The sequence below is a fragment of the Streptomyces davaonensis JCM 4913 genome (genome assembly GCF_000349325.1).
GTDB classification, from domain to species: Bacteria; Actinomycetota; Actinomycetes; order Streptomycetales; family Streptomycetaceae; genus Streptomyces; species Streptomyces davaonensis.
The window spans coordinates 6806092-6820364 of sequence record NC_020504.1; the positions used below are offsets into that span (position 1 = coordinate 6806092).

At 70.6% G+C, this 14273-nt stretch carries 16 protein-coding genes; 6 read left to right on the forward strand and 10 right to left on the reverse strand.

Annotated features, from left to right (window positions below; genetic code table 11):
• The first annotated feature begins 247 nt into the window (after positions 1-247).
• Positions 248-883, forward strand: coding sequence for a phosphotransferase (locus BN159_RS30055; RefSeq protein WP_015660784.1), 636 nt, complete (start codon positions 248-250; stop codon positions 881-883).
• On the opposite strand, the gene BN159_RS30060 is transcribed toward BN159_RS30055, so the two are convergent.
• Both BN159_RS30060 and BN159_RS30065 read right to left on the reverse strand, forming a co-directional pair.
• The gene (locus BN159_RS30060) at positions 880-1314 is read right to left on the reverse strand and encodes a nuclear transport factor 2 family protein (protein WP_041822017.1); all 435 of its coding nucleotides are present in this window, start codon (positions 1312-1314) and stop codon (positions 880-882) included. The genes BN159_RS30055 and BN159_RS30060 overlap by 4 nt on opposite strands.
• Positions 1315-1331: 17 nt before the next feature.
• A complete protein-coding gene (locus BN159_RS30065; RefSeq protein WP_015660786.1) occupies positions 1332-2357 on the reverse strand; it encodes an MBL fold metallo-hydrolase in 1026 nt (341 codons plus the stop codon).
• 107 nt (positions 2358-2464) lie between these two features.
• Here BN159_RS30065 and BN159_RS30070 point away from each other — a divergent pair, with 107 nt between their 5' ends.
• Together BN159_RS30070 and BN159_RS30075 are read left to right on the forward strand one after the other, a co-directional pair.
• Positions 2465-3922 carry an aldehyde dehydrogenase gene (locus tag BN159_RS30070; RefSeq protein ID WP_015660787.1) on the forward strand — a complete coding sequence of 486 codons (1458 nt, stop codon included), beginning with the start codon at positions 2465-2467 and terminating at the stop codon, positions 3920-3922.
• A 5-nt stretch (positions 3923-3927) separates the two neighbouring features.
• Positions 3928-4161, forward strand: coding sequence for a ferredoxin (locus tag BN159_RS30075; RefSeq protein WP_015660788.1), 234 nt, complete (start codon positions 3928-3930; stop codon positions 4159-4161).
• A 281-nt stretch (positions 4162-4442) separates the two neighbouring features.
• On the opposite strand, the gene BN159_RS30080 is transcribed toward BN159_RS30075, so the two are convergent.
• A complete protein-coding gene (locus tag BN159_RS30080) occupies positions 4443-5063 on the reverse strand; it encodes a TetR family transcriptional regulator (protein WP_015660789.1) in 621 nt (206 codons plus the stop codon).
• Positions 5064-5235: 172 nt separating this feature from the next.
• Between BN159_RS30080 and BN159_RS30085 the strand changes: the two genes are divergently transcribed.
• From BN159_RS30085 to BN159_RS30095, 3 genes are read left to right on the forward strand one after another with little or no spacing between them, the layout of a single operon-like run.
• On the forward strand, positions 5236-6615 hold the full coding sequence (locus BN159_RS30085) for a glycosyltransferase family 4 protein (protein WP_015660790.1): 1380 nt from the start codon (positions 5236-5238) through the stop codon (positions 6613-6615).
• On the forward strand, positions 6609-7343 hold the full coding sequence (locus BN159_RS30090; protein ID WP_015660791.1) for a class I SAM-dependent methyltransferase: 735 nt from the start codon (positions 6609-6611) through the stop codon (positions 7341-7343). Before BN159_RS30085 ends, BN159_RS30090 begins: the two co-directional genes overlap by 7 nt.
• A complete protein-coding gene (locus tag BN159_RS30095) occupies positions 7340-8410 on the forward strand; it encodes a prenyltransferase/squalene oxidase repeat-containing protein (protein ID WP_015660792.1) in 1071 nt (356 codons plus the stop codon). The genes BN159_RS30090 and BN159_RS30095 overlap by 4 nt, the downstream gene beginning before the upstream one ends.
• A 2-nt stretch (positions 8411-8412) precedes the next feature.
• Here the strand turns inward: BN159_RS30095 and BN159_RS30100 are convergent, their stop codons facing one another.
• From BN159_RS30100 to BN159_RS30130, 7 genes are all read right to left on the reverse strand, one after another.
• Positions 8413-8706, reverse strand: coding sequence for a hypothetical protein (locus tag BN159_RS30100; protein ID WP_015660793.1), 294 nt, complete (start codon positions 8704-8706; stop codon positions 8413-8415).
• 40 nt (positions 8707-8746) lie between these two features.
• Positions 8747-9751, reverse strand: a complete 1005-nt coding sequence (locus BN159_RS30105) for an LLM class F420-dependent oxidoreductase (protein WP_015660794.1) — start codon at positions 9749-9751, stop codon at positions 8747-8749.
• 106 nt (positions 9752-9857) lie between these two features.
• A complete protein-coding gene (locus BN159_RS30110; RefSeq protein WP_015660795.1) occupies positions 9858-10679 on the reverse strand; it encodes a DUF5336 domain-containing protein in 822 nt (273 codons plus the stop codon).
• A gap of 161 nt (positions 10680-10840) precedes the next feature.
• Positions 10841-11788: an N-acetylmuramoyl-L-alanine amidase gene (locus BN159_RS30115; RefSeq protein WP_015660796.1), complete on the reverse strand. Its 948-nt coding sequence runs from the start codon at positions 11786-11788 to the stop codon at positions 10841-10843.
• A 22-nt stretch (positions 11789-11810) separates the two neighbouring features.
• The gene (locus BN159_RS30120) at positions 11811-12455 is read right to left on the reverse strand and encodes a class I SAM-dependent methyltransferase (RefSeq protein ID WP_015660797.1); all 645 of its coding nucleotides are present in this window, start codon (positions 12453-12455) and stop codon (positions 11811-11813) included.
• Between the two features lie 86 nt (positions 12456-12541).
• Positions 12542-13741 (reverse strand): sialidase family protein, encoded by a 1200-nt coding sequence (locus BN159_RS30125; RefSeq protein WP_015660798.1) that lies wholly within the window; start codon positions 13739-13741, stop codon positions 12542-12544.
• Positions 13729-14268: an RICIN domain-containing protein gene (locus BN159_RS30130; RefSeq protein ID WP_015660799.1), complete on the reverse strand. Its 540-nt coding sequence runs from the start codon at positions 14266-14268 to the stop codon at positions 13729-13731. The genes BN159_RS30125 and BN159_RS30130 overlap by 13 nt, the downstream gene beginning before the upstream one ends.
• Between the last annotated feature and the right edge of the window lie 5 nt (positions 14269-14273).

The following is a 14273-nucleotide window of genomic DNA, read 5'->3' on the forward strand; positions in this document are numbered from 1 at the left end:
CCCGGGCGGCTCGGCTCCGTAGACCTCGACGGTGCCGTACGCCGACGGGCTGCCGACGCACGTGAGCCGTTCACTTTCCCGTGCGGGGCAGTCCGGCTCGCAGCCCTGTGCTGGCTGCTCACGGTTGCGGGTCAGCGCCGGATTTGCACCGGCTTCCCCCCGTACGGGTGTGATGACGACGCGGCCACTCTACCGGCCCGTAGGGAAACGACTGAGGGGAGGTTGGGGGCGGGGTAGGTTCACGCCCATGGGGATCTTGATCGGCTCGGGACGGGCGTCGGACGTGTACGACATAGGCGAGGGGTGGGTGCTGCGCCGGGACCGGGAGGGGTACGGCGACGGGGTCGCGGAGGCAGCCCTGATGGAACGCCTGCGCGGGCACGGCTACCCGGTGCCGCGGGTACGCCGCGCGGACTGCACGCGCACCGAACTGGTCATGGAGCGGCTGCACGGGCCGACGATGCTGGAGGCGTTCGGGGCGGGGCGGATCGGCCCGCAGGAGGCGGGGGAGACGCTGGCCCGGCTGCTGCGGCGGTTGCACGCCGTCCCCGGCCGCGTGATCCACCTGGACCTCCACCCGGACAACGTCATGCTCACCCCCGACGGTCCCGTCGTCATCGACTGGACCAACGCCGAGGAGGGCGAACCGGGCCTGGACTGGGGCATGTCGGCGGTGATCCTCGCGCAGGCGGCAGTGGTGGACGAGCACCTCGCCGTCCCGGTACGCGCGACCCTGGCGGCCCTCCTGGCCGACCCCTCCGACCTCACCGAGAACGGCCTCACCGAGGCCCGGCGCCGTCGCGCCGCCAATCCGACGATGACGGCCCGGGAGGTCGAAGTCCTCGGGGAGGCGGAGGAGTTGGTGCGATCGTTCATGGGCTAGGCGCGCGGCGTCGGTCCGGCGAAGGCCAGGTGGAGGACCCGGGCCGACAGGAGCCAGGTGCCGTCGGACTGTCTGCGGAACTCGTCCTCGTAGTGGCCCACTTGGACCGGGGAGCCGGGCGGGACCAGGCCGCCCTCGAAGCCGTCGACGCGGTACGTCGTGAAGTACGAGGTCGCCGTCGCCGTGTCCGGGGACGTCACCGTGACGAGGATGTTGGACATCAGGCGGCGCGAGAGACGGTCGGCGGGGCGGGCGCCGAAGTACTCGCCCAGCGCCGGTCGGCCCTTGACCATCCGGTCGCCCGCGGGCCACTCCCAGGTGCCGTCCTCGGTGAACAGCTCGGCCACGGAGGCCGGTTCACCGAGGTCGAGGCGGTGGACGAAGTCGATGACGAGACGCTCGCAGGCGCGCTCGGCGTACAGGGATTCCATGATCACGTACTAAACCCTCAAACGGCCGTGTACGTCACCGGATTACTCCCCGCCACGGCCTCCGCCCGGCCCAGCTTCACCAGTCGGCGCAAGTGCGACTCGGCCTCCGACACCGCGATGTTCCTTGATCCGTAAGGGATTTGGTCCCAGGGGCGGTTCCACTCCATGCGCTCGGCGAGCTGCCAGGCGGTGAGGGGATCGGAGAGGAGGGAGAGGAGGTCGGTGAGCCGGGACTCGTGGTGGGTGAGGAGGTCGGCGACGCGGGTTCCGGCGTCGGTGAAGGGGTGTTGGTGGGCCGGGAGGATCTCGGCGGGGGAGAGACGGGCGACGCGTTCGAGGGAGTCGAGGTAGTCGCCGAGGGGGTCGGTGATCGTCGCGTCGTCGGGGTCCTCGTAGAGGCCGATGTGGGGGGTGATCTCCGGGAGGACGTGGTCGCCGGAGAACAGGCGGCCGTTGCCGGGGAGTCCGGCGGGGTGGGCCTCCTCCAGGTGCAGACAGACATGGCCCGGGGTGTGGCCGGGGGTCCAGATGGCGCGTAGGCGGCGGCCGGGAAGAGGGAGGAGGTCACCGGGGACGATCTCGCGGTCCGGGAGGGCGGGGGAGAGGCCGGGCAGATTACGGCGGCGGGCGCCGCGCAACGGCGCCACATGCTCCTCCGGGGCGCCGGCCGCCGTGAGCTTGGCCGCCATGTACGTGAACCAGCGCTCGGGTTCGGCCGATCGCGTACGGCGCACGATCGCCGCGTCCGCCGCGTGCATCGCGATCCAGGCGCCGGACGCCTCGCGCACCTTGCCGGACAGGCCGTGGTGGTCGGGGTGATGGTGGGTGATGACCACACCGTGGATCTCGGCGGGCGCGGTCCCGCAGGCGGCCAGCCCGTCGGCGAGCGTGTCCCAGGAGGCCGGGTCGTCCCACCCGGTGTCGATCAGCACCGGCCCGCGGTCGGTGTCCACCACGTACACCAGCGTGTGCCCGAGGGGGTTGTCCGGGATGGGCACCCGAACGGACCGTACGCCCCCGCCGTGGTCGTGCGTGTTCGTCATCTGCCCTCCGCCTCGCGGCCATTGCTCACTATAACTAGAACTGGTATCAGTTCTGAAGCAGCGTCAGAAATCAAGCACTCCACCTTGCGAAGCTGGAGGCGTCGGCCATGACCGAGCTCGTGGAACACGGACAGCTGTTCATCGGCGGGGAGTTGACCGACCCCCTCGGCAAGGACGTCATCGAGGTGATCTCGCCGCACACGGAGGAGGTCATCGGGCGGGTGCCGCACGCGTCCCCCGCCGATGTCGACCGGGCGGTGGCCGTGGCGCGCCGGGCCTTCGACGAGGGGCCCTGGCCTCGGATGAGCCTCGACGAGCGGATCGAGGTGGTCAGCCGGATCAAGGACGCCATCGCCGTGCGGCACGAGGAGATCGCCCGGGTCATCTCCTCCGAGAACGGCTCCCCGTACTCCTGGAGCGTCCTCGCGCAGGCGCTCGGCGCGATGATGGTGTGGGACTCGGCGATCACGGTCGCGCGGAGCTTCCCGTACGAGGAATACCGCGACGGAGTCCTCGGCAAGATCCTCGTCCGCCGGGAGCCGGTCGGTGTCGTGGCGGCCGTGGTCCCTTGGAACGTTCCCCAGTTCGTCGCCGCCGCCAAGCTCGCCCCCGCGCTGCTCACCGGCTGCACCGTCGTTCTCAAGCCGTCGCCCGAATCGCCCCTGGACGCCTACCTCCTCGCCGAGATCGCGACCGAGGCCGGGCTGCCGGAGGGCGTGCTGTCGATCCTGCCCGCCGACCGGGAGACCAGCGAGTACCTGGTCGGGCATCCCGGTGTCGACAAGGTCTCCTTCACCGGATCCGTCGCCGCCGGGAAGCGCGTCATGGAGGTCGCCGCCCGTAATCTCACCCGCGTCACCCTTGAGCTGGGCGGCAAGTCCGCCGCGGTCGTGCTGCCGGACGCGGACGTCGAGGCGGCGGTGGCCGGGATCGTCCCCGCGGCCTGGATGAACAACGGCCAGGCCTGTGTGGCGCAGACCCGCATCCTCCTGCCGCGCTCCCGCTACGACGAGTTCGCCGAGGCCCTCGCCGCCGCCGCGAACGCCCTCGTCGTCGGCGACCCCCTCGACCCGGCCACCCAGGTCGGCCCGCTGGTCGCCCGGCGCCAGCAGCAGCGCAACCTCGACTACATCCGCATCGGCCAGGAGGAGGGCGCCAAGATCCTCACCGGCGGCGGACGGCCACCGGGCCGGGATCGCGGCTGGTACGTCGAGCCGACGCTCTTCGGGGACGTCGACAACTCCATGCGGATCGCCCGCGAGGAGATCTTCGGCCCGGTCATCTGCCTGCTGCCCTACGGCGACGAGAACGAGGCCGTGAAGATCGCCAATGATTCCGACTACGGGCTCTCCGGCAGCGTCTGGACCGCCGACGTCGCACGCGGCATCGAGGTCGCCCGCCAGGTCCGTACTGGCACCTACTCGGTCAACACCTTCAGCCTCGACATGCTCGGCCCCTTCGGCGGCTACAAGAACTCCGGTCTGGGGCGGGAGTTCGGGCCCGAGGGCTACGGCGAGTACCTCGAGCACAAGATGATCCACCTCCCCGCGGGCTGGGAGGCGTAAGGGGGATGGGAGACCGCTGGCACGTCGAGGTCGACCGGTCGGTGTGCATCGGCTCGGCCCAGTGCGTCCACCGCGCCCCTGACGGATTCCGCCTCGACACCGCCCGCCAGTCCCATCCGACCGAGCCCGAGATGGACGCGGCGGAAGGGGTTCTGGCGGCGGCGGAGAGCTGTCCGGTGGAGGCGATCGTGATCACGCTGCTGGGGAGTGGGGAGCCGGTCTTCCCGCCGGAGGATTAGGAGGGAATTGGGAGATATTTTCCCTTTTCATCCACCCGCGGGAGTTCTATTCTGGGAAGTGGCCTACGGGGCGAGTGAGGGAGTCCGAACCGGAGTAGCCGACTCGGCGGAAAGCGGAAGGTTCGCTTACGCCGCTGCCGACGTCGACGGTCCGGGCTGAGAGGCCGGAAGGCAGCAGTCGGGCCGGAAGGCGACCCCCAATACCTGATCCGGATCATGCCGGCGCAGGGAACCCGTCTCGTAGGTCCTTTGTGTGCCGAGAGGCCGTGCCGAGAGGCCGGCTACGCACCCTCGGGCGCCGTCAGGTCGATCAGCCGGCACACCGTCTCGATGTCGATCTTCACCTGGGCGATGGAGGCGCGCCCCGAGAGCCAGGTGATCAGCGCGGAGTGCCAGGTGTGCTCGATGACCCGGACCGCCGAGAGCTGCGCGGGCGTCGGGTTCTCCTGACCCATCGCGTCCAGGATGATCAGCGTCGTCTGCCGCGACACCTGGTCGACCTCGGGAGAGACGCTGCGGTCCGCGAAGGTCAGCGCGCGGACCATGGCGTCCGCCAGATGCGGCTCGCGCTGAAGGGCGCGGAAGGCCCGCATCAGCGTCTCCGCGACCCGCTCCGCCGCGGTGTCGCCCGCCGGCGGCTTCTTCCGCAGGGTGCCGTGCATGTGCTCCAGCTGGTCCTGCATGGTCGCGACCAGCAGATGGATCTTGGAGGGGAAGTAGCGGTACAGGGTGCCGAGCGCCACCTGCGAGGACTCCGCGACCTCACGCATCTGCACCGCGTCGAAACCGCCCCGGCTGGCCAGCTGCGCGCTCGCGTGCAGGATGCGGCGGCGGCGGGCCTCCTGCCGCTCGGTGAGGGAGGAGGTGACCGGTCTCGCGGGATTGGCTGCCACCTTGTCCACCTTGTTCCCCTCACCGTGGCACGACCGTGGCGTGAATCACCTGATCCACTGCTCACGCCGTCTCTACCTGCCGGTAGATTCGGAGCCTCTTGAACGATCAAGTCTGTAACTTGTTCTAGATTAGCGTCCCGTCGTAATCTCGCGGGACAGTGCAGGGAGAAGGGGGCCCGGAGTGACCGCTGAGGCCAGTCGGACGGGGTCCTCCCAGGAGCCCGCCGCGGACGGCGAGCGACCGCTCGACATCGCGCTTCTCACCTACAAAGGGAACCCGTTCTGCGGCGGCCAGGGCGTCTACGTCCGCCATCTCTCCCGCGAACTGGCCCGCCTCGGCCACCGGGTCGAGGTCATCGGCGCCCAGCCCTACCCGGTCCTCGACGAAGGCGTTCCCCTCACCGAGCTGGCGAGCCTGGACCTGTACCGCTCCCCGGACCCCTTTCGCACCCCCAAGCGGGACGAGTACCGCGACTGGGTCGACGCCCTCGAAGTGGCGACCATGTGGACCGGCGGTTTCCCCGAGCCGCTGACCTTCTCGCTGCGCGCCCGCCGCCATCTGCGCGCCCGGCGCGGCGAGTTCGACGTCGTCCACGACAACCAGACGCTCGGCTACGGCCTGTTGGGCGACGTGGGCGCCCCCCTCGTCACCACCATCCACCACCCCATCACCGTCGACCGGCAGCTGGAGCTGGACGCGGCCGAGGGCTGGCAGCGCCGCTACTCGGTGCGCCGCTGGTACGCCTTCACCCGGATGCAGAAGCGTGTAGCCCGCCGTCTGCCGTCCGTCCTCACCGTCTCCGGCACCTCCCGCTCGGAGATCGTCGAGCACCTCGGCGTGCGCGAGGACCGCATTCACGTCGTCCACATCGGCGCGGACACCGACCTCTTCTCGCCGGACCCGTCCGTCCCGCGGATCCCCGGCCGGATCGTCACCACCTCCAGCGCAGACGTCCCCCTCAAGGGGCTCGTCTTCCTCGTCGAGGCGCTCGCCAAGGTGCGCACCGAACACCCCGACGCCCACCTCGTCGTCGTGGGAAAGAAGCCCACCGAGGGCCCGGTCGCGCAGTGCATCGAGCGCTACGGCCTCGAAGGCGCCGTCGAGTTCGTCAAGGGCATCTCCGACGCCGAACTGGTCGACCTGGTCCGCTCGGCCGAGGTCGCCTGCGTGCCGTCGCTGTACGAGGGCTTCTCCCTGCCCGCCGCCGAGGCCATGGCCACGGGCACGCCGCTGGTCGCGACGACGGGCGGTGCGATTCCCGAGGTGGCCGGTGCGGACGGCGAGACGTGCCTCGCGGTGCCGACCGGCGACGCGGGCGCGCTGGCCGCGGGGCTGAGCCGGCTCCTGGGCGACCCCGACCTTCGGGCACGGCTCGGCCGGGCCGGCCGTGAGCGCGTACTGGCGAAGTTCACCTGGGCGAAAGCCGCGGAGGGCACGGTGTCCCGGTACCGCGAGGCGATCGCCCGCTCTGGGCTCGCGCCGGTGACCCGAGACGGCGTCACACCCCCGACCTCCACCAGTGCAACCAGCGTCTATCCCGAAAGCAGGGCCACGTGCTGACCGTCGACTTCTCCCGGTTCCCGCTCGCCCCGGGCGACCGAGTCCTGGACCTCGGCTGCGGCGCCGGCCGGCACGCCTTCGAGTGCTACCGGCGCGGCGCCCAGGTCGTCGCGCTGGACCAGAACGGCGAGGAGATCCGCGAGGTCGCGAAGTGGTTCGCGGCGATGAAGGAGGCCGGCGAGGCCCCCGAGGGAGCCACCGCCACGGCGATGGAGGGCGACGCCCTGGCCCTCCCCTTCCCCGACGAGTCCTTCGACGTCGTCATCATCTCCGAGGTCATGGAGCACATCCCCGACGACAAGGGCGTACTCGCCGAGATGGTGCGCGTCCTCAAGCCCGGCGGCCGGATCGCCATCACCGTCCCGCGCTACGGCCCCGAGAAGGTCTGCTGGGCCCTGTCCGACGCCTACCACGAGGTCGAGGGCGGCCACATCCGCATCTACAAGGCGGACGAACTCCTCGCGAAGATCAGGGAAGCGGGCCTGCGGCCGTACGGCACCCACCACGCCCACGCCCTGCATTCGCCGTACTGGTGGCTGAAGTGCGCGTTCGGCGTCGACAACGACAAGGCGCTGCCGGTGAAGGCGTACCACAAGCTGCTGGTCTGGGACATCATGAAGAAGCCGCTGGCCACCCGGGTCGCCGAGCAGGCGCTGAACCCGCTGATCGGCAAGAGCTTCGTGGCGTACGCGACCAAGCCGCACCTGCCTCAGGTGGCTACCTCGTGACCACTCCCCGGACGGAACACCTGGTCCTGCCCGGGGTCCTCACCGCCGAGCAGGCCGCCGCGACCGTCGCCGGACTGCTGGCCGTGCAGCGGGAGGACGGCGCGATCCCGTGGTTCCGGGGCCACCACCTGGACCCCTGGGACCATGTCGAGGCCGCCATGGGCCTGGACGCGGCCGGTGAACACGCCGCCGCCGAGCGGGCCTACGAGTGGCTCGCCCGGCACCAGAACGAGGACGGCTCCTGGTACGCGGCGTACCAGGACGGGGCGCACGACGACATCACCGACCGCGGCCGGGAGACGAACTTCGTCGCCTACATAGCCGTGGGCGTCTGGCACCACTACCTCTCCACGGGCGACGACACGTTCCTGGACCGCATGTGGCCGACGGTGTACGCGGCGACGGAGTTCGTCCTGCGGCTCCAGCAGCCCGGCGGCCAGATCGGCTGGCGCCGCGACGACGACGGCACGCCGACCGCGGACGCCCTGCTCACCGGCTCGTCCTCGATCCACCACGCCCTGCGCTGCGCGCTCGCCATCGCGGAACAGCGCGAAGAGCCCCAGCCGGACTGGGAGTTGGCGACCGGCTCCCTGCGCCACGCCATCCGCCGCCACCCCGAGCGCTTCCTGGACAAGGACCGCTACTCGATGGACTGGTACTACCCGGTCCTGGGCGGCGCGCTGACCGGCGCGGAGGCCAAGGCCCGCATCGAGGAGTCCTGGGACCGCTTCGTCGTCCCCGGCCTCGGCGTGCGCTGCGTCGTCCCCAACCCGTGGGTCACGGGCGGCGAATCGGCCGAACTCGCCCTGGCCCTGTGGGCGATGGGCGAGTCCGACCGGGCCCTGGACATCCTCCAGTCGATCCAGCACCTGCGCGACGAGGAGACCGGCCTGTACTGGACGGGCTACGTCTTCGAGGACAAGGCGATCTGGCCGCGCGAGCTGACGACGTGGACGGCGGGTTCGCTGCTCCTCGCGGTCGCGGCACTCGGCGGGCATGAGGCGACCTGCCAGGTCTTCGGCGGGGACCAACTGCCCACCGGCCTCGACCCCGACTGCTGCGTCTGACCTCAGTGACGGTGCACGCGGTTCGCTATGGCGTGCCCGACGAACAGGTACACCACCGCGGCGAGCCCGTACCCCGCCACGACCCTGGCCCACGCCGCGTCGAACGTGAACAGGTCGTGGGACCAGCCCGCCAGCCAGCGGGCCACGTCGTGCACGAACTGCACGAAGTCGTTCGCGCGGTTCGCGTCCAGCAGGTACATCAGGATCCACAGCCCGAGGATCAGGGCCATGACGTCGGCGACGATCGCGATGATCGTGCCGGCCTGGTTGGCACCATTGCGATATCGAGGGGACATGCCCACCGGGTAGCCCGTCGGGCATGAGTCAAACTCGGGTTCACCGGTTGAGCTCGGCGAGCACCCTCAGCGTCTCCGGGTCCGGTGCCAGGGCCAGCAGGTCCGTCACCGGGCCCTTGCGCCACAACTCCAGCCGCTCGGCGATGCGTTCGCGCGGTCCGACGAGGGAGATCTCGTCGGCGAAGGCGTCGGGGACGGCGAGCACGGCCTCCTGTCGACGCCCGTCGAGGAAGAGCCGCTGGATTCTCCGCGCCGCCTCCTCGTACCCCATGCGGGCCATCAGGTCGGCGTGGAAGTTGCGGGAGGCGTGGCCCATGCCGCCGATGTAGAAGCCGAGCATGGTCTTCACGGGCAGGAGACCCTCGGCCACGTCGTCGCAGACGCGGACCTGGGCCATGGGCGCGACGAGGAACCCTGGCGGGAGGTCGGGGAGCGCGTACGCGTCCGGGCGGCTGGGCGACCAGTACAGCGGGAGCCAGCCGTCGGCGATGCGGGTGGTCTGGGCGACGTTCTTCGGGCCCTCGGCGCCGAGGAGGACGGGGAGTTCGGGGCGCAGGGGGTGGGTGATGGGCTTGAGGGGTTTGCCGAGCCCGAAGGCGTCGTCGCCGCGATACGGGAGGGGATGGAAACGGCCGTCGAGCGCGACGGGGGCCTGCCGCCTGAGGACTTGCCGTACGACATCGACGTACTCGCGGGTCGCGGTGAGGGGCGACTTCGGGAAGGGACGGCCGTACCAGCCCTCGACGACCTGCGGACCCGACAGTCCGAGCCCCAGCATCATCCGCCCGCCGGAGAGATGGTCGAGGGTGAGCGCGTGCATGGCCGTGGTCGTCGGCGACCGGGCGGCCATCTGCGCAACGGCCGTGCCCAGCTTGATCCTTGAGGTGTGCGCCGCGATCCAGGTGAGCGGGGTGAAGGCGTCGGACCCCCAACTCTCGGCGGTCCACACGGAGTCGTACCCGAGCCGCTCGGCCTCCTGAGCCAGCGCTAGGTGCTCCGGGGAGGGGCCACGCCCCCAGTAGCCGAGCGCGAGACCGAGCCGCATACCTGCCTCCTGACGGTGCGTCAGCCGGGGGAGGTGACTGTACGACAACGGCCCCTCACCGGGAAGGGCGAGGGGCCGTCGTACGGCTTGCTGTTGCTGCTACGGCTCAGCCGCGCTGGATGCCGCTGGTGTCCTGGAGCACACCGCGACGACCGTCCTGCGTCTGCGCGATGAGCTGCGGGCCGCGCTGCTCCACGGCCAGGTACCAGGTGCCGGGCGCCAGTTCGGCGATCGGCGTGGGCGAACCGTCCTCCGCGAACAGCGGACGGGCCACCGGTACGGCGAACCAGAACGGGGAGAAGTCCCCGCCGGGCTGCGGCGCGGCCGCCTGCGGCTGCGGCGCCTGCGGCTGACCGCCGAACGGCTGCCCGCCCTGCGGCTGCCCACCGAACGGCTGCCCCGGCTGCGGCGCCTGCGGCTGCTGGGCCCCCGGGTACCCGTAACCACCCTGCGGCTGCCCGCCGTAGGGCTGCGGGGCCGCGGGGCTGGGGGCCTTGATGAGAGCGGCCTGGAGCGCGGGCAGCAGCGGGGACGCCACGGCGGCGCCCGCCAGGAGGAGGGCGGCGATCAGGCCGAGGATGAGACCGGAGCCCACCTCGACGTCGAAGCCGTCCGTGTCGATAGAACCCGCCGGGTCGATGATCGTCCAGAACGAGGTCCACGCGGCGAAGACAGTCAGGGCGACGCCGAGCTGGCCCAGGTCGAGGCCGACGACCTTGCGGGGCTGCGGCAGCGCACGGGCCACGACGATCAGGACTGCGCCCGCGATGCCACCGACGTACATGCTCATCAGCATGCCGAGGTTGTCCCAGGCGTTGGGAATGCTGCTGCTGTCGCCACCGTAGGTGTCGAGGAACGACGCGATGAAGAGCAACACCGCTGCTCCGATCACCACGCCGTCGCCTCTAGTGAGGGAGCGGATATTCACTTCAAGGTCCTTCAGTTCAGTCGTCTCGTCATCAGTGGAGGCGTCGCTGTCACCATGTCGCCCTCAGGCCCCGGTGTGAAGCGCAGGGGTGGCCCCTCATCGTAGGAACGACCCTATCGTCCGCACGATCAGGCTGTCCGCCGGGATCAGCGTGCTGATCACTACCCGCGCAGAAAACTCACGATTCCGTCAGAGATTCCTTGCGCCGCCTTCTGCCGCCAGGCACCGCTGGTCAGCTGTGCCGCGTCCTTGCTATCGCGCATGTTGCCGCACTCGATGAACACCTTGGGAACCGTTGACAGATTGAGACCGCCCAGGTCCTTACGTGTGACGAGACCGGTGCCGTCGCCCACGTAGTTGGAGGGCGCGCTGCCGGTGACGCGGACGAAGTTCCCCGCGATGCGCTCGCCGAGGTCGCTTGAGGAGGCGACGATCGGACGGGTGTCGGCGGCACCGGAGTTCACCGGGCCGGGGAGGATGACGTGGAAGCCGCGGTTGCCGGTCCCGGCGCCGTCGGCGTGGACGGAGACGACCGCGTCGGCCTTGGCCTTGTTGCCGATACGCGCCCGCTCGTCGATGCAGGGACCGTACGAACGGTCCCCGTCCTGGGTCAGTTTGACCGTCGCGCCCTGCTTCTCCAGCAGCGTGCGCATGCGGTGGGCGACGTCCAGGGTGAACTCGGCCTCGGTGTACCCGGAGTTCGTGGCCGTACCGGTGGTGTCGCACTCCTTGAACCCGGTGCCGATGTCCACCTTGCGGTTGATCTCGGCGGTGTGCTGGAAGTTGCTCGGGTTGTGCCCCGGGTCGATGACGACGACCTTGCCCTTGAGGGGGCCGGAGGCGGCGGGCTCCGGGGAGTTCTCCGAAGAGTCCTTCGGGGAGTCCGACGGGCTCGGTTCCTTGGCGTCGCTGGAAGCGGACGGCTTCGTGGCCGCCGGCGTCCCCACCGCCGCCTTGTCCGAGCCGCCCCCGTCGTCCGCGCCGCCGAGCGCCTCGTACGCCACCCATCCGAGCAGCGCGCCCGGCACGAGCGCGACGAGCGCCACGGTGAGGGGGCGGCGACGGGGGCGGCGGGGCTGCGGATCGAAGTCGGGGCCTAGGTACGACACGTCTGCGACTCTAACCGCGCCCTCAGATCCCCGCCCCCGTTCGCCGCAGCACGCGCAGGGAGTCCGTGACGGAGATCTCCTCGAAGGCGCCCGACTCCAGCGCGCGCAGGTAGATGCGGTACGGGGCCTGGCCGGTGAACTCGTCCTGCGGGTTCGGGAAGACGTCGTGGATCACGAGGAGGCCACCTTCGGCCACATGGGGGGCCCAGCCTTCGTAGTCCGCGGTGGCGTGCTCGTCGGTGTGGCCGCCGTCGATGAAGACCAGGCCGAGGGGGGCGGACCAGACCTTCGCGACCTGCGGGGAGCGGCCCACGAGGGCGATCACGTGGTCCTCCAGGCCCGCCTCGTGCAAGGTCCTGCGGAACGTCGGCAGCGTGTCCATCAGGCCCAGTTCGGGGTCGACCGTCTCGGGGTCGTGGTACTCCCAGCCCGGCTGCTGCTCCTCGCTGCCGCGGTGGTGGTCGACCGTGAGGGCCGTCACACCGGCCGCGCGGGCCGCGTCGGCGAGGAGGATCGTGGAGCGTCCGCAGTAGGTGCCGACCTCCAGGAGGGGCAGGCCGAGCGCGCCCGCCTCCACCGCCGCCGCGTACAGGGCCAGGCCCTCACCGGCCGGCATGAACCCCTTCGCCGCCTCGAACGCGGCCAGGATCTCGGGCTCCGGCTTCATGAGGGCCTTTCGGTCGTACGAACGTTTCGGCGCCCCATGCTGCCGTACCCCCCGGCCGAGGAGCGACCGGGGGGAGGGCGGGTGGATCAGGGGGCGTCCGAGATGTCCAGCCTGTTCACCTTGATGCGGGAGGTGTCGAACTCCCACGCCACGTAGAACTTGCCGGGCGCGTACTCGTCGGCCATGGCATAGGTGTCCCAGCCCTTGCCGGCGGTGCCCGCCTGGTCGGGGTCCTCGTCGGCCGCCGAGCCGTTGGCGAAGAGCCGGCCCGCGTTCCAGGCCGCTCCGGCCCGCTTGGTCTTGTAGTTCAGGACGTCGCGGTTGGTGGCGGTGTTGTGGATGGAGAGGTACCGGCCGGTGCTGTCCTTGATGAACTGGACCTTCACGTTGTAGCTCGGGATGTTGTCGAGCGTGAAGGGCGTCCAGGTCAGTCCGCCGTCGGAGCTGGTGGCGGTGGCGGCGCGGGTGTAGGCCGCGTCGCTGCGGGCGACCATGACGAGCTTGTTCGGATCGTCCTGGGAGACCGCGACCTGCGACTCGCCGGGCTTGAGCGCGCTCGGGTCCGGTACGACGCCACCGGCCGTCCAGGTCTTCAGGTCCGAGGAGATCAGCACGCCGTTCTCCCGGTTGGAGGCCCAGAAGGGGATGACGTGCTTGCCGCTCGCCAGCTTGGTCGGGCGCCCGGCCATGATGAGGTTGGCGAAGCCCTCGTCCGCGGTGGTGTCCGGCAGGTCGAGCGGCATGGTGACGGGGTAGTCCTGCCAGGTGTGACCCTCGTCGGTGCTGCGCTTGACGACGATGGCGTCGATCGGCAGGCCGTTCTTGTTGTCGCTGTTGGCCTTGGTGCGGCCCATGTAGGCGAAGAGCTCGGTGCCCGACTGGTAAAGGATCACGTAGTGCCAGGTGTACTCGCTGGTCTCCTGGGCGAGCACCTTCGGGTGGCTCCAGCTCGCGCCGCCGTTGGTGGTGAACGCGTACCGGATGTAGCCCTGATCGACCTTGCCGGGGACGGTGCCCTCGCGCCAGGCCACGACCGCGTTGTCGGCGCTGGTGGCGATGATGTCGGTGGTGCGGGGACCGTCGCCCTCGGTCACGGCGTCGATATGGGCGACCGACTCGCCCGAGGTGCCCTCGGCCACGGCCGGTCCGGGCAGCAGCAGTCCGGTCAGTACGGCGAGGACGAGCGCGGTCAGGAGCGCGGTCCAGGCGCGCTTGCGGGTCACGCGGGGCGTGCGGGTCAGGCGGGGCGTGCGGGGCACGCGGGGTGTACGGGTCACCACAGCCATTGCTGGTCCTTGTTCGTCGAGCAGGTCCACTGGATGGCCTCGATGCCGGCGGTCGTGCTGGAGCTGGGGATGGCGAGGCAGAGGCCGCTCTTCTGGTTGACCAGCCGCTCGCTGCCGTCGTGCGCCCAGACCTGTTCGGCCCCCGTGCCGCAGGTCCACTGGATCGCCTTGGCGCCGGGGGTCTCGGAGCCGCTGCCGATGGCCAGGCACTGGCCGCTCGCCTTGTTGACCACGTGGTAGCCGCCGGTGACGGGCTCCAGCGACCAGAAGTTGCTGGCGCTGTAGCTGCACGTCCACTGGATCATCACGGTGCCGGGGTCCTTGTCGGAGCCCGGGTTGGCCAGGCACAGGCCGGTGCCCTGGTTGAACAGGCGGGCCTCGGGCACCGCCTGGACGGCCACTTCGGCCTCGGCGACCGAGCCTTCGGCCGCCGAAGCGGACCCGGTCAGCGACGATCCCGTCAGTACGGGCGCGCAGATAAGGGCGGCGGCCGCCAGAACGGCGGCCGCCTTTCTGTGCAGGTTCATGACAG

Excerpts from the sequence above, each read along its gene's own strand:
- BN159_RS30125 (WP_015660798.1), bottom strand. The coding sequence starts at position 13,741 with ATGGCTGTGGTGACCCGTACACCCCGCGTGCCCCGCACGCCCCGCCTG.
- BN159_RS30060 (WP_041822017.1), bottom strand. The coding sequence starts at position 1,314 with ATGGAATCCCTGTACGCCGAGCGCGCCTGCGAGCGTCTCGTCATCGAC.
- BN159_RS30055 (WP_015660784.1), top strand. The coding sequence starts at position 248 with ATGGGGATCTTGATCGGCTCGGGACGGGCGTCGGACGTGTACGACATA.
- BN159_RS30075 (WP_015660788.1), top strand. The coding sequence starts at position 3,928 with ATGGGAGACCGCTGGCACGTCGAGGTCGACCGGTCGGTGTGCATCGGC.
- BN159_RS30065 (WP_015660786.1), bottom strand. The coding sequence starts at position 2,357 with ATGACGAACACGCACGACCACGGCGGGGGCGTACGGTCCGTTCGGGTG.
- BN159_RS30120 (WP_015660797.1), bottom strand. The coding sequence starts at position 12,455 with ATGAAGCCGGAGCCCGAGATCCTGGCCGCGTTCGAGGCGGCGAAGGGG.
- BN159_RS30070 (WP_015660787.1), top strand. The coding sequence starts at position 2,465 with ATGACCGAGCTCGTGGAACACGGACAGCTGTTCATCGGCGGGGAGTTG.
- BN159_RS30100 (WP_015660793.1), bottom strand. The coding sequence starts at position 8,706 with ATGTCCCCTCGATATCGCAATGGTGCCAACCAGGCCGGCACGATCATC.
- BN159_RS30105 (WP_015660794.1), bottom strand. The coding sequence starts at position 9,751 with ATGCGGCTCGGTCTCGCGCTCGGCTACTGGGGGCGTGGCCCCTCCCCG.
- BN159_RS30130 (WP_015660799.1), bottom strand. The coding sequence starts at position 14,268 with ATGAACCTGCACAGAAAGGCGGCCGCCGTTCTGGCGGCCGCCGCCCTT.